General features: G+C 72.7%; 12 protein-coding genes. All 12 read left to right on the top strand.

Features of this window, described 5'->3' with window-relative positions; translation table 11 throughout:
- Window positions 1-515 precede the first annotated feature (515 nt).
- The 12 genes from BAY60_RS09140 (at window position 516) to BAY60_RS09200 (ending at window position 13,722) form a co-directional block, all read left to right on the top strand.
- On the top strand, window positions 516-2,261 hold the full coding sequence (locus BAY60_RS09140) for a hypothetical protein (protein ID WP_146770990.1): 1,746 nt from the start codon (window positions 516-518) through the stop codon (window positions 2,259-2,261).
- Window positions 2,258-2,602 (top strand): hypothetical protein, encoded by a 345-nt coding sequence (locus BAY60_RS09145; protein WP_112280310.1) that lies wholly within the window; start codon window positions 2,258-2,260, stop codon window positions 2,600-2,602. The genes BAY60_RS09140 and BAY60_RS09145 overlap by 4 nt, the downstream gene beginning before the upstream one ends.
- Window positions 2,603-2,716: 114 nt before the next feature.
- A complete protein-coding gene (sucC, locus tag BAY60_RS09150) occupies window positions 2,717-3,886 on the top strand; it encodes an ADP-forming succinate--CoA ligase subunit beta (protein WP_112280311.1) in 1,170 nt (389 codons plus the stop codon).
- A gap of 5 nt (window positions 3,887-3,891) precedes the next feature.
- Window positions 3,892-4,779 carry a succinate--CoA ligase subunit alpha gene (sucD, locus tag BAY60_RS09155; protein ID WP_112280312.1) on the top strand — a complete coding sequence of 296 codons (888 nt, stop codon included), beginning with the start codon at window positions 3,892-3,894 and terminating at the stop codon, window positions 4,777-4,779.
- Window positions 4,780-5,044: 265 nt separating this feature from the next.
- Window positions 5,045-5,815 carry a DUF5336 domain-containing protein gene (locus tag BAY60_RS09160; protein WP_112280313.1) on the top strand — a complete coding sequence of 257 codons (771 nt, stop codon included), beginning with the start codon at window positions 5,045-5,047 and terminating at the stop codon, window positions 5,813-5,815.
- Between the two features lie 144 nt (window positions 5,816-5,959).
- Complete coding sequence (locus tag BAY60_RS09165) at window positions 5,960-7,495, top strand: cell division protein PerM (RefSeq protein ID WP_211330208.1); 1,536 nt, start codon at window positions 5,960-5,962, stop codon at window positions 7,493-7,495.
- 111 nt (window positions 7,496-7,606) lie between these two features.
- Window positions 7,607-8,224 (top strand): phosphoribosylglycinamide formyltransferase, encoded by a 618-nt coding sequence (gene purN / locus BAY60_RS09170; protein ID WP_112280314.1) that lies wholly within the window; start codon window positions 7,607-7,609, stop codon window positions 8,222-8,224.
- Complete coding sequence (purH, locus tag BAY60_RS09175) at window positions 8,221-9,792, top strand: bifunctional phosphoribosylaminoimidazolecarboxamide formyltransferase/IMP cyclohydrolase (RefSeq protein ID WP_112280315.1); 1,572 nt, start codon at window positions 8,221-8,223, stop codon at window positions 9,790-9,792. Before purN ends, purH begins: the two co-directional genes overlap by 4 nt.
- A gap of 271 nt (window positions 9,793-10,063) precedes the next feature.
- Window positions 10,064-10,918 (top strand): NmrA/HSCARG family protein, encoded by an 855-nt coding sequence (locus BAY60_RS09180; protein ID WP_170160335.1) that lies wholly within the window; start codon window positions 10,064-10,066, stop codon window positions 10,916-10,918.
- Between the two features lie 289 nt (window positions 10,919-11,207).
- Window positions 11,208-11,906: a hypothetical protein gene (locus BAY60_RS09190; RefSeq protein WP_112280318.1), complete on the top strand. Its 699-nt coding sequence runs from the start codon at window positions 11,208-11,210 to the stop codon at window positions 11,904-11,906.
- Between the two features lie 32 nt (window positions 11,907-11,938).
- Window positions 11,939-13,537, top strand: a complete 1,599-nt coding sequence (locus BAY60_RS09195) for a DNA polymerase Y family protein (RefSeq protein WP_112280820.1) — start codon at window positions 11,939-11,941, stop codon at window positions 13,535-13,537.
- Window positions 13,537-13,722 carry a hypothetical protein gene (locus tag BAY60_RS09200; protein ID WP_112280319.1) on the top strand — a complete coding sequence of 62 codons (186 nt, stop codon included), beginning with the start codon at window positions 13,537-13,539 and terminating at the stop codon, window positions 13,720-13,722. Before BAY60_RS09195 ends, BAY60_RS09200 begins: the two co-directional genes overlap by 1 nt.

The raw sequence follows: 13,722 nt of genomic DNA on the forward strand, positions 1-13,722 counted from the left end.
CCAAGACAGGGCCTTCCGTTACTCGGGGAAGCCAGGCCGCGAGACACCGGGCGGGGGATCCCGGCGAGCGGTTTCGGGGGTAACCGCTCGATGACGCGCTCGCCTTGGGAAGGCTTGCTCGCCAAGTCCCTTTGTGACCTGACCGTAATGGGGACTGCGGGACAGTAACGAAGGCGTGCCGGTGCGAGCAAGATCAGACGGCTCGTGTCGGCCGAACGAGACCCGATCCGGCGGGGTCGGCGACGGAATGACACAAGGTAGAGAGGGGATTGCTCCATTCGGTGTGACTTGCATTACATTCGCGCAACCGAGGGTTTGCCGAGCCCGCCGCCACCCGTGCGGGCGAACGTCTCGTGCGGCCTTCACCATTGCTAGCGTCGGCGCCGACACGTTGCCTGGCTCCGCCCGTTGCCGAGGGCGCCGAGCCCGGTGGCGAGGCGCAAGCTCGCGATGAGTTGAGGTGAGTGGATGTCCGGTCCGGCCACCCGGCAGAGGCCGTTCCGGGGTGGGACACGGTGAACACGCGCCTGCTCGCCGACGTCGAACGGCGGTCCACCACCCTGCTGGCCGCGCTGGCTGCTGCCATCGTGGCGGCGGGGCTGCACGCGGCCGGGGCAAGCGTGCCGGTGGTCGCGGACGCCGCGCCCGGCTTCCGCAGCGGGCCCCTGCTGATCGTGCTGGCGTTGCTGCCTGCCGCCGTGTCCGGTGCCCTGCTGCTGAGCGGACGGCACAACGCCGCGGCCGGAGTGCTCGTCGGCGCCGCCGCCCTCGCGCCCGGCAGGGCGGTGCTGGACCTGCAGCTCGCCGCCGACCCGGGCGCGGCCCTGCGTCCCGAGCTGTACCTGCCCGGCGACCTCCTGCGGCACCCGCCCGGAGCGGGCCTGTGGCTGCTGGTGGCCGGGCACGGCGCGCTGGCCGTCGCGGGACTGCTCGCCGTGCGCGCCGCCCGCGAGCGGGCGGACGTCGCGGACGCCGGGGAACGCGCCACCGACGGCCATGACGTCGCGACCTGGCGGCAGCGCTGGCTGTTCGTGGTGATGGTCGCGGCCGTGGTCGCCGCGTCCGGGCTGCTGATGGCGCCGTTCGCCTCCGGCGACGTGTACCTGCTGGCCCGCAACGCCTTCGAGGGGCCTGCGGTCGCCTTGACCGGATACCTGCTCGTCGCGGCCGCGCTGCCCCTCGCGGCGGCGCTGTTCATGACCTCCGGCAACGGCCCGTTCGCGCGCGGCGGCCTCGGCGGCCTCGCCATCGGCGTGGCCTGCGTCGCGGTGCCCAGCGTGGCCGCGGCGGCGAGCATCGACGCGACGAGCGTCAGCTCCGGCCCGGTCGTGGCGCTGGTCGCCGTCGCCGTGCTGCTGGCCGTGGCGTTCGTGCGCGCGAGCGCCCGGGCCGAGCGGGACGACTCCCCGGACCGTTCCGGGGAGGTCGCCGTGCCGGGTCAGCGCAGGCTGCTGACCGCGACGGGCGTCCTCGCCGTGCTCACCGCACTGGCCGCGGCAGCGGGATCGCTGACGGCGCAGCTGTCCTCACCGGGGCCCGCTCCGGCACCGGAGAGCCCGGCGCGCTGGCTCCTGCTGGCCGCGGGCGTGCTGGTCGGAGCCCTCGGTCTCGGCCTGTTCGTGCCCAGGGTGGCGATCGTGCTGCGGCCCGCGCTGACCGTGGCGTGGGTGGGCGTGCTGCTGGCCGGAACGGCGGTGCTGGACACCGCCATCACGGCCACCGGCGTGCCGGGCGGCTCGTTGTCGTCGGGCCCTGGGGTGCTGTGGACCTGGCTGGCGATGTGCGGCGCCGCCGCCACGGCCTGTTGTTCGGTCATCGCGGGCATGGTCGAACGCGAGGACGCCGACGGGCTGGACCCGGCCGACGGCACCGGCGCGGGGATGAACCTGCTGACCCCCGTCACCGCCGCGGCGGTGCTCGCGGTGGCCGCGTTGGGCACCCCGGTGGTCACCGCGGCCGACTACATCGCGGCCGGCCTCTGGTCCGATTTCGGAACGCCGTCGTGGGGCCTGCTCGCCGCCGCTCTCACCGTGCTCGGTGCCACGGTGCTCGCGCCGCGCAGCAGGCCGCGCCAGGCGGCGGCCCTGCTCGCCGGTGCGGCCGGAGTGCTCGCGGTGCACGCATCCGCGTTGCCGCTCACGGGCTCCCACCTTCCGGACGCGTGCGCCGGCATCGGGCTGTGGCTTTCCCTGGCCGCCATCGCGGCCCTGCTGGTGGCGGCCGCGATCGCCCTCGCGGGGCGCCGCGGGACAGGCGAGTGACCACCGGGCGGGCCGTGACCCGCGTCGTGCTCGCGGAGCTGGACGGCGCGCAGCCGGGCGCGCTCCCCCTGGGCAGGGCGCTGCGCGACACGGGCGCCGAGGTGATTCACGCGGGTGTGCTGCGCACGGCCGCGGAGCTGCGGGCCACCGTCGAGCAGGAGGACCCGGACGTGGTGGTGGCCGTCGTCGGCTCGGAACCCGGACACGCGCTCGCGACGCGGGTGGCCGGTGAGCTGCCGGGTGTTCCGTTGCTCACGTTCCCAACCGATACAGATGTCCACGAATGGGTGGCCGGCAGCGCGATCTGTGCCACAGACCCCAGCTCACAGGCGTGCCGGTGACCGAGTTCACCGAAGGCCGGGGCTGCGCCGGGAAGCCAGGTCGATAGGGTCGTCTCCGTCCGGCAGCACGGTTGCACAAACCACAGAGGCGTGTGTCGTCAGGAGACTGGAGTAGTGGACCTCTACGAGTACCAGGCGAAGGATCTCTTCGCCGCCCATGGCGTGCCGGTACTTCCCGGCGCCGTGGCGAGCAATCCGGAAGAAGCGCAGGCCGCCGCCGAGGAGATCGGTGGCCAGGTCGTGGTCAAGGCGCAGGTGAAGACGGGTGGCCGGGGTAAGGCCGGTGGTGTGAAGCTGGCGCAGGATCCGGTGCAGGCGCGGGAGCGGGCCGAGGCGATCCTGGGTTTGGATATCAAGGGTCATGTGACGCGGCGGGTGTTGGTGACCGAGGCGTCGGACATTGCTGAGGAGTATTACTTCTCGTTTTTGCTGGATCGGGCGAATCGCACGTTTTTGGCGATGGCCTCGGCCGAGGGTGGCGTGGAGATCGAGCAGTTGGCGGTGGAGCGGCCGGAGGCGCTGGCGCGGGTGCCGGTGGATCCGCTGGTCGGGGTGGATGAGGCCGCGGCGGTCGAGATTGTGACCCGGGCGGGGTTTCCGGAGGCGATCCGGCAGCGGGCTGCCGAGGTGGTGGTGCGGCTGTGGGAGACGTTCGTGGCCGAGGATGCCACGTTGGTGGAGGTCAATCCGCTGGTGCGGGATCCGCAGGATCGGATCGTGGCGCTGGATGGCAAGGTCACCCTGGATGACAATGCGGGGTTCCGGCATCCCGGGCATGCGCAGCTGGTGGATGTGCAGGCCGAGGATCCGCTGGAGGCCAAGGCCAAGGCCAAGGACCTCAACTACGTCAAGCTGGACGGGCAGGTCGGCATCATCGGCAATGGTGCCGGGCTGGTGATGTCGACGCTGGATGTGGTGGCCTACGCCGGGCAGCGGCATGGTGGGGTCAGGCCGGCGAACTTCCTCGACATCGGCGGGGGCGCCTCGGCGGAGGTGATGGCCGCGGGGCTGGATGTGATCCTGGGTGATCCGGCGGTGAAGAGTGTGTTCGTCAACGTCTTCGGCGGGATCACCGCCTGTGACGCGGTGGCCACCGGGATCGTGGAGGCGTTGAGGATTCTGGGCGACGAGGCGGCCAAGCCGCTGGTGGTGCGCCTGGACGGCAACAACGTCGAGCAGGGCCGGGCCATCCTGGCCGAGGCCAACCACCCGCTGGTCACGCTGGTCGACACCATGGACAACGCGGCCGACAAGGCCGCCGAGCTCGCCGCGGCAGGAGCCTGATCCCGATGGCCATTTTCCTCACCGAGAACTCCAAGATCATCGTGCAGGGGCTGACCGGCTCCGAGGGCACCAAACACGCCACCAAGATGCTGGCCGCCGGCGCCACCATCGTGGGCGGGGTCAACGCCCGCAAGGCCGGCCAGACCGTCACCATCGGCGGCACCGACCTCACCGTCTACGGCACCGTGGCCGAGGCCATGGCCGCCACCGGCGCCGACACCAGCGTCATCTTCGTGCCACCCCGCTTCGCCAAGGACGCCGTGATCGAGGCCATCGACGCCGAGATCGGGCTGGCCGTGGTGATCACCGAGGGCATCCCCGTGCACGACGCGGCCACCTTCTGGGCCCACAACGTCGCCCACGGCCAGAAAACCCGGATCGTGGGCCCGAACTGTCCCGGGGTGATCTCGCCGGAGAAGTCCAACGCCGGCATCATCCCCGCCAACATCACCGGCGCCGGCCCGATCGGGCTGGTGTCGAAATCGGGCACCCTGACCTACCAGATGATGTACGAGCTGCGCGACATCGGCTTCACCACCTGCGTGGGCATCGGCGGCGACCCCGTCATCGGCACCACCCACATCGACGCCCTCCAAGCCTTCGAGGCCGACCCCGACACCCGGGTCATCGTGATGATCGGCGAAATCGGCGGCGACGCCGAAGAACGCGCCGCCGACTACATCAAAACCCACGTCACCAAACCCGTCGTCGGCTACGTCGCCGGCTTCACCGCCCCCGAAGGCAAAACCATGGGCCACGCCGGCGCCATCGTCTCCGGCTCCTCCGGCACCGCCGAAGCCAAAAAACAAGCCCTCGAAGCCGCCGGCGTCAAAGTCGGCAAAACCCCCAGCGAAACCGCCGAACTCGCCCGCGAGCTGTACAAGGCTCTGTAGGCAGGCCAGGCGATCGGACCACGGCGGGGACCGGGCACGGGTGGTGCCCGGTCCCCGCCGCTTTTCGTCAGGGCACAATCGTGGTGCGGACGAAACCAACCGCACGGGTGAAGCGTCTCAGTCACGGCGCTTCGGCGACTCATCGCTGCGCCGACGTTTCCGTTGCCGCGGCCGCCCTGCACGCCGGGTGGTGCGTGCCCGGAGCGCACGGTTCGGCCGACCAGGACTACCGCGCGTTTCAGCAAGACATGACAGGAGAACACGGATGACCTTCCCGAGCGGCGCGCCGGGTGGATTCCCGGGCCAAGGCCCCCAACAGCCGCATCAGCCATTTCCCGGGGCGGGTCCGTCCATGGGCGGTGGCCCCAAGCTCGCGCTGCCGCAGATCCTGCTGCTCGGCACGGCGGGCCTCGGTGTCCTGAACCTCTTCCTTGCCTTCGCCAACGTCAGCGGTGGCCGTAGCTTCTTCGAGGCCGGCTACGGCTGGATCCCGGGCCTGCTGCTGGTGAGCGGCCTGACCGCGCTGTTCTCGATCCTGCCCGGCGACCAGAAGCCGGGCCCGTGGCCCGCCGCCATCGCGGCAGGGGTCATGCTGCCGTTCCTGTTCACGGTGTTCCAGTCCGACGCCGACCTGCAGGCAGGCGGCATCATGCTGCTGATCTTCGGCATTGTCCAGTTGGCGGCGTCGGTGGGCGCGTACCTGTTCGACGCGGGCATTCTCAAGGCTCCGGCGCCGCAGCAGATGTCGCCCTACGGGCACCAGCAGCAGCCGTTCGGCCAGCAGCAGCCGGGTGGGTTCGGCCAGCAGCCGCCGCCGTTCGGGCAGCAGCCCGCTCCCGACGCCTCGGGCGGCATCCCGCAGCCGACCAAGTTCGCGCAGCCGGTGGGCCAGCAACAGCCCACCCAGCAGCCGACGCAGTACGCCTCCCAGCAGGGGCAGTTCTTCCAGCAGCAGCAACAGCAGCAGCCGCAGGACGGCGGCCAGCAGAACAAGCCGGGCACCCCGCCGGGAGGCTTCGGCCAGTCCGGCGCCTGACCTCCGGCCGGCGTCGACGGTGCCCGCGGCCCCGCGCCGCGGGCACCGTCGTCTCTGCCCCAACCGGGTGGGTGTGGGCGGTGTCATCCGGTCGCGGCGGCGTGCCTCACCCGGGTGGCCCAACCCGGGTGCGATGGTCGCTGCATGGACCTGCTCACCGTGCACACCCGCAGCGCGGAGGGGGACACGAGTGAGGGAGTGTCCCGCGGGCTGCGGGTCCGTACGATGCTGGCCGCCGCGGTGGGTCCGCTCGTCACGGGCTACGCCGCCGTGGCCGCCGTGCTGGCGCTGGTGACCGCCATCGCGTCGCGGGCCGAGTTCTCCGCGACCGGGGTGCTGCTGGCCGCGGGCCCGGGCTGGCTTGCCGCCTACCAGGTTCCGCTGCACATCGGCGGGCAGCCGCTGGGTGTTCTGCCGCTGCTGCCCACGCTCGGGGTGTGCCTGCTCGTCGCACGGACCGCCGCCACAGCGGCACAGCGGCTGCGCTGCACCGAGCCCGTGCGGGTGGTGCCCCTGCTCGGCGTGATCGCCGGTGCGCATGCCGCCGCGGGGATCACGATCTCGGTGCTGGCGGACGGCGACGCGCTCGGTGTGGAGCCGCTCGCGGCGTTCCTCGTTCCTGCCCTCCTCTCGGCCGGGGCCGCCACCGTGGGCACCGCCCGGCAGTGCGGGCTCGTCGCCGCGGTCCGGGACTACCTGGACCCGCTCGCCCTGCACGGCCTGCGCGCGGGTGCGCTCGGGCTTGCCGGCCTGCTGGCCGTGGGATCGCTGACTCTGCTCGTGGCCATGGCGCTGGCGCTGCCGACGGCGAGCGAGCTGTTCGCCCGCAACGCGCCGGGTGTGGGCAGCGCCACGGGAATGTTCCTGCTGTCGGCCGGCTACCTGCCCAACGCCGTGGTCCTGGCGCTCGGTTTCGCGACCGGCCCCGGCTTCTCGCTGGGCACGGTGTCGGTGAGCCCGTTCGCGTTCACCGGCGGGCCGGTGCCGGGCGTGCCGCTGCTTGCCGCGGTGCCGGAGACCGAGGCCGGGTGGTGGCCGGTGTTGGTGCTGCTGCCTGCCGCTGTGGGGGCTCTCGTCGGCTGGTCGCTGCGCCGCGTGCACGACGACCCGCTGGTGCGGCTGCGCACGGTGGGCGTGGCGGGCGCGGTGGTCGGGTTCGGCACGGTGATCCTGGGCACGTTCGCGGGCGGCAGGCTGGGCAGCGGTGCCTTCGACCCGGTGTCGGTGCCACTCGGACTGGTGTCGATCGCGGCCTTCGGATGGATCGCCGTGCCCGGGGGGCTGGTCGCCTGGTTCGCCGGTCCGCACCGCCGTCCCGCGCAGGCCGCGGCGCCGGCCGAGGCGACCGGCGAGCCCGCGGCGACCGTGGACGCCGAGGACACCGAGGACACCGAGGACACCGTGGACGCCGAGAACCCGGATGAGCAGCACGAACCCGAGGACGCCACGGAAGCGGAGACCTCCCCCGAGGACGGCGATCCCGGCGACGGCGAGCCCGAGGACGACGACTTCCCCGACCCGGACCCCGAGCCCGAGGACGACAGCGAGAGCGACACCGCCGTGACCGGGGACGGCCCGGATGCGGACGAGCCCGAGCCGGAGCCGGAGGACGACGAGCCCGGGGACGACGCCGAAGCCGAGGGCGACGCGGAGCCGGACGGCGACGGCAAGCAGGCCTGACACCTCACCTTCAAGATCGACAACGGCACGTTTAGGCTGGCCTCACCAGGTCACGCGACGTGCGCGCCGCCGCGCGCACTGCCCGGCAAGGAGATCGTTCTGGCTAGCAGGTTGGAGTTGCCCAGTCCGGCGCGGTTGGTGGTACTCGCATCCGGTTCGGGCACCCTGCTGCAGGCGGTGCTCGACGCGGCGCGCGAGCCGTCCTTCCCCGCGACGGTGGTGGCCGTCGGGGCCGACCGGGACGGCATCGAGGCACTCGCGAGGGCCGAGCGCGCCGGCGTCCCGCAGTTCGCGGTCAGGATGAGCGATCACCCCGATCGGGAAGCCTGGGACAAGGCGCTCACCGACGCGGTCGCCGCCTACCGGCCGGACCTGGTGGTCTCGGCGGGCTTTCTCAAGATCCTCGGTTCGCGGTTCCTCGCCCGCTTCCCCAACCGCGTCATCAACACCCATCCGGCACTGCTGCCCGCGTTTCCCGGCATGCACGCCGTGCGGGACGCGCTGGAACTCGGCGTCAAGCTCACCGGTTCGACGGTGCACTTCGTCGACGCCGGTGTGGACACCGGGCCGATCATCGCGCAGCAGGCCGTCCCGGTCGAGGCGGCCGACGACGAGGCGAGCCTGCACGAGCGGATCAAGGTCGTGGAGCGCAGGCTCCTGGTGGATGTGATCGAGCAGCTGGGCCGTGCGGGCTGCACGGTGGACGGACGAAAGGTGAGGTTCTCGTGAGCGAGCAGTCTCGTGGCGCCGGGCAGCGGCCGGTTCGCCGCGCGTTGATCGGCGTGTCGGACAAGACGGGGCTGCTGGAGCTGGCGACCGGCCTGCACGCCGCCGGTGTGGAGATCGTGTCCACCGGTGGCACGGCCAAGGTCATCGACGATGCCGGGGTGCCCGTGACGCGGGTCGAGGAGCTGACCGGGTTCCCCGAGTCGCTGGACGGACGGGTGAAGACGCTGCATCCGCGGGTGCACGCCGGGTTGCTCGCCGACCAGGACCGGCCCGAGCACCTCGAGCAGCTGCGCACGCTCGACATCGCACCGTTCGACCTGCTCGTGGTCAACCTGTATCCGTTCGAGAAGACCGTGGCGTCCGGGGCGAGCCCCGAGGACTGCGTGGAGAACGTCGACATCGGCGGGCCCGCGATGGTGCGGGGGGCGGCGAAGAACCACGGCTCGGTGGCCGTCGTCGTCGACCCCCGCCGCTACGACTGGGTGCTGGAGCGGGTGCGCGGCGGCGGCTTCGACCTGGGCGAACGCAGGCGGCTGGCGGCACAGGCGTACGCGCACACCGCCGCCTACGACACGGCGGTGGCGTCGTGGTTCGCCAGTGTCTACGCGCCCGTGGACGATTCCGGTTTCCCCGACTTCGCCGGCGCCACCTGGGAGCGTGGCGAGGTGCTGCGCTACGGCGAGAACCCGCACCAGCGGGCCGCGGTGTACACGCACTCGCGGGGCGGCCTCGCCCATGCCGAGCAACTCCACGGCAAGGCCATGTCCTACAACAACTACGTCGACACCGATGCCGCCCGTCGCGCCGCCTACGACTTCGCACAGCCCGCGGTGGCGATCATCAAACACGCCAACCCGTGCGGGATTGCGGTGGGCACCGACATCGCCGAGGCACACCGCAAGGCCCATGCGTGTGACCCGCTGTCGGCCTACGGCGGCGTGATCGCGACGAACCGGCCGGTGGACGTCGACACGGCGGAGCAGATCGCCGACGTGTTCACCGAGGTGGTGCTCGCGCCGGACTTCGACGCCGACGCCCTCGACGTGCTCACGCGCAAGAAGAACATCCGGCTGCTGCGGCTCGGCGAGCAGGCGGGCGCCGAGGCGGTCGAGTTCCGGCCCATCTCGGGCGGCATGCTGGTGCAGACGGTCGACAGGATCGACGCGCCGGGCGACGATCCGGCCAACTGGACACTGGTGACGGGCAACCCGGTGGACGAGACGACGCTGGCCGACCTGGAGTTCGCGTGGCGGGCGATCCGGGCGGTGAAGTCCAACGCGATCCTGCTGGCGAGCGACCTGGCGACGGTCGGTGTCGGCATGGGGCAGGTCAACCGCGTGGACTCGGCGCGGCTGGCGGTGCAGCGGGCGGGCGACCGGGTGAAGGGTTCGGTGGCCGCGTCGGATGCGTTCTTCCCGTTCCCGGACGGCCTCGAGGTGCTGCTGGAGGCCGGTGTGCGGGCCGTGGTGCAGCCGGGCGGCTCGGTGCACGACGCCGAGGTGATCGCCGCCGCGGAGGCCGCGGGCGCCACCGTCTACCTCACCGGCACCCGCCACTTCGCCCACTGACCCGACCCCCGAGAAGCGCGTTCAGCGGGCAGACTGCACTCCCCGGCACCCCTCTGACGTGCGTTTCGCGGGCTAACTGCACCCGTGGCGGCGGCCCGGGAGTGCGTTTCGCGGGCTAACTGCATTTCAGGGGGCCATCGGTCAGCGTGGGCGAGCAGGACGTACTTCATCGTGTCGCTGCTCGTGCCCCAAACGAGGGCCCTGCTGTAACAGTCCTGGTCACGGCACCGACTTAGCGGGACCAGTGCGGCGCGGGCGCGAGGAGAGACCGGTGAACGCTGATCGGATCGTCGCGGTCACGGGAGCCACCGGGCGGCAGGGCGGAGCGGTCACACGGCAGCTGCTGGCCGACGGCTGGCGGGTGCGGGCGCTCACCCGGCACCCTCGGGGAGAGCCCGCGCGGCGGCTCGCCACGCTGGGCGCGGACGTGCTCGGCGCCGACATGGCGGACCCGGCCACCCTGCGGAAGGCGTTCCAGGGCGCGCACGGGGTGTTCAGCGTGCAGAACCCCATGATCTGTGGCGTGGCCGAGGAGGTCGTGCAGGGCCGCAACGTCGCGGACGCCGCCGCGCAAGCCGGTGTGCGGCATCTGGTGTACGCCTCGGCCGGGGTCGGCAGGTCCGGTACCGGTATCGGCTCGTGGGAGTCGAAGCTCCAGGTGCAGGCGTATCTGGAGCAGCTCGGGGTGCCCTTCACCGTGACCCGGCCGATGGGATTCATGGAGCTGATGACGGACAGGGCCTTCTACCCGCAGGTCTCGACGTGGAACCTGATGCCGCGGTTGATGGGCGCCGACCGGCCCGTCGGGTGGCTGTGCGTCGACGACCTTGGCGCCGTCGTCGCGAAGCTCTTCGCCGATCCGGACCGGTTCGTCGGCGCGGATCTGCAGCTGGTCGCCGACGTCCGGTCGATCGCCGAGTGCCGGGTGCTGTGGAAGGAGGCCACCGGCAGGGCTCCGCGCCGGTTGCCGATGCCGGTCGGGTTGTTCGAGCGGTTCGTCGGCACGGACCTGACCACCATGTGGCGCTGGCTGAGCACCGCCGAGTTCCCGATGGAGACCGCACCGACGCGGGAACTCCTGCCGGAGGCGCTCACCGTGCCGGAGTGGCTGAGCCGCAGGCCGTAGGCACGCATAACCCGGCAGGGTTACGTGACACCGGAGTTCCTTGACACCTTCGCGAGCCTGGTGTTCTCTAGAGGTATCGAACATGTGTTCGATGTACGCGCCGTCTTCCCCGCGGCGACCGATGCAGGCAGCCCGCGCCTTTCGTGGCGTGGGCGGGTCTTCGTGCTGTCCGTGAGGGAGGTGGTGTGCGATGCCGGGCGCGGTGGCGGATTTGCGTGCCGCCCGTTCCTCGTCTTCCCCGTCTTTCCCGGGGCCGGGGCCGGGGCCGGGGGCGGGGGCGGGTAAGACGGTGGCGCGGCTGGCGTCCCTGCCGGGGGTGGGCACCGCCAGTGCGGTCGCGGCCCGGGATGAGCACGCGCAGGTCACGGGACGGGTCCTGCCGGTGCTGCCCGCGCTCGAGGACCTGTTGCCCTGGGGCGGACTGCGGAGGGGGAGCACGATCGCGGTCCGCGGGTCCACCTCGCTGCTGCTGGCGCTGCTGGCCGAGGCGACGGCGGTCGGCTCGTGGGCGGCGGTGGTGGGCCTGCCCCGCCTCGGGGTGGTCGCCGCGGGCGAACTCGGGGTCGAGGTGAGCCGGCTCGCTCTCGTGCCCCGGCCCGGCGCCGACTTCGCGGCGGCGGCCGCCGCGCTGCTCGACGGCGTGGACCTGGTCGTCACCGGCCCGCCCGGACGCTTCGGTGGCACCCAGACCGCTCGCCGGCTCTCCGCCAGGGCACGGCACCGGGGTGCGGTGCTGCTGGCGTTCGGCTCCTGGCCGGGCGCCGACATGGAGCTGCGCTGCACGTCCGCGCGTTGGTCCGGCCTCGAAGGCGGATCCGGCTACCTGCGGGAACGGGAGGTCGTCGTGGATGCCGTGGGCCGGGGCGCCGCCGCCAGGCCGACCAGGGCGACGCTGCTGCTCCCGGGGCCCGACGGCACCGTGACCGCCACCGGAAGCGCTGCCGTCCGTCCTGGACTCTCGCCTCCCGAGGAGGTGAAGGTGGGATGAGTGGCGAGCGCGCACAGCAGCGGCAGGCGCGGATGCTGGTGCTGTGGTGCCCGGACTGGCCCGTCGTCGCCGCGAGCGCGGCGGCGGGGCTGCCCGCTCACCTGCCCGCTGCCGTGTTCGCCGCCAACAGGGTCGTGGCGTGCTCGGCGGTCGCGAGGGCGGCCGGAGTCACCAGGGACATGCGGCGCAGGGAGGCACAGTCCCGGTGCCCGGAGATCGCGGTGCTGGCCGAGGATCCCGACCGGGACGCGCGCCTCTTCGAACCGGTGGCCGCGGCGGTGGAGGAGCTCGTCGTCGGGGTGGAGGTCGTGCGCCCCGGGCTGGTGGCAGTGCCGGTCAGCGGGGCCGCGGGCTACTTCGGCGGTGAGCTGCGGCTCGTGGAGCTGCTCGTGGACCACGTCTCGGGCGTGGCCGGGGTGGAGTGCCAGATCGGCATCGCCGACGGGCTCTTCGCCGCGACACTGGCCGCACACCGTTCGTCCCTGGTCGATCCGGGGTGCTCCGCCGAGTTCCTCGCTCCGCTGAGCGTCACCGAGCTCGACCAGCCCGGTTCGGAACGCGCCGAGCTGGTGGACCTGCTGCGCCGTCTCGGGTTGCGCACGCTGGGGGCGTTCGCCGCCCTGCCGGAGAAGGACGTGGTCTCGCGGTTCGGCAGTGTGGGGCTGCTCGCGCATCGGCTGGCTCGTGGGCAGGACGAGCGGCCGCCCCACCGGCGGCGTCCTCCGCCGGAACTGTCCGCCGGCAGGTCGTTCGACCCGCCGCTGGAGCGGGTGGACGCCGCCGCCTTCATGGCGAAGACGCTGGCAGGCCGCTTCCACGACGGACTCGCCTCCCGTGGGCTGGCCTGCACCCGGCTGGGCATCTATGCCACCACCGAACACGGCGAGCAGCTCAGCAGGGTCTGGCGGTGTGCGGAGCCCCTCACCCCGGAGGGCATCGCCGACCGCGTGCGCTGGCAGTTCGAGGGGTGGCTGCGTGCCGGTGAGGGAGTGCGGCCCACGGCGGGGGTCACGCGAATCCGGCTGGAGCCCGAGGAGACCGTCGAGGGCCGGTCGCTGCAGCTCGGCCTGTGGCGAGGCGGCGCGGAACCGGCGCCGGGGCAGGGCGGCGAGCACACCCCGGAGGCGGAACGGGCCGGCCGCGCCCTCGTCCACGTGCAGGGGCTGCTGGGGCCGGACAGCGTGTTCACCGCGGTCACCGAGGGCGGGCGGGGGCCCGCGGAGCGGGTGCGGCTGGTGCCGTGGGGCGACCAGCGGGCCCCGTCCCCCGGCCACGAGGCGTCCTGGCCGGAGCGGCTGCCCGGCCCGTCCCCGGCCACCGTCTTCGAGGAGCCGGTGCCCGCCGTCGTCGCCGGGGCGGAAGGCGAGGAGGTGGGTATCACCGGCCGGTACCAGGTCACCGGCGTTCCCCGGCAGGTGGCGATCGACGGCGGCCCCGCCAGGCGGGTCGTGGAGTGGGCGGGGCCGTGGCCGGTGCTCGGCCGCTGGTGGGCGGGCGACGGCGCGGGGACGTGCGCGCGGATGCAGGTGGTGCTGGAAGGGGAGGGTCCGGAGCGGCCCGGCGGCGCACTGCTGTTGCGCTGGCAGGGCAACGAGAGTCCGTTGTGGACAGTAGAAGGGGTGTACGACTGATGGATGACGAGTTCTCCTGTGCCAGGCCACAGTGGACGAACCCGGAGGCGGGCGATGATCCGTGGTCGCTCCCGGTGGAACCCGTGTCCCCGTGGGGCAGGCAGGCCAGGGTCGTGCGGATGGAGGCGCAGCGGGTCTACCCGGTGATCCCGGCGCCGAGGATGTCGCCGGAGAACGACGGATAG

It is taken from the genome of Prauserella muralis (genome assembly GCF_003202285.1).
GTDB classification, from domain to species: Bacteria; Actinomycetota; Actinomycetes; order Mycobacteriales; family Pseudonocardiaceae; genus Prauserella_B; species Prauserella_B muralis.

Excerpts from the sequence above, each read along its gene's own strand:
- sucD (WP_112280312.1), top strand. The coding sequence starts at position 3,892 with ATGGCCATTTTCCTCACCGAGAACTCCAAGATCATCGTGCAGGGGCTG.
- BAY60_RS09160 (WP_112280313.1), top strand. The coding sequence starts at position 5,045 with ATGACCTTCCCGAGCGGCGCGCCGGGTGGATTCCCGGGCCAAGGCCCC.
- BAY60_RS09165 (WP_211330208.1), top strand. The coding sequence starts at position 5,960 with ATGGACCTGCTCACCGTGCACACCCGCAGCGCGGAGGGGGACACGAGT.
- BAY60_RS09195 (WP_112280820.1), top strand. The coding sequence starts at position 11,939 with ATGCTGGTGCTGTGGTGCCCGGACTGGCCCGTCGTCGCCGCGAGCGCG.
- BAY60_RS09200 (WP_112280319.1), top strand. The coding sequence starts at position 13,537 with ATGGATGACGAGTTCTCCTGTGCCAGGCCACAGTGGACGAACCCGGAG.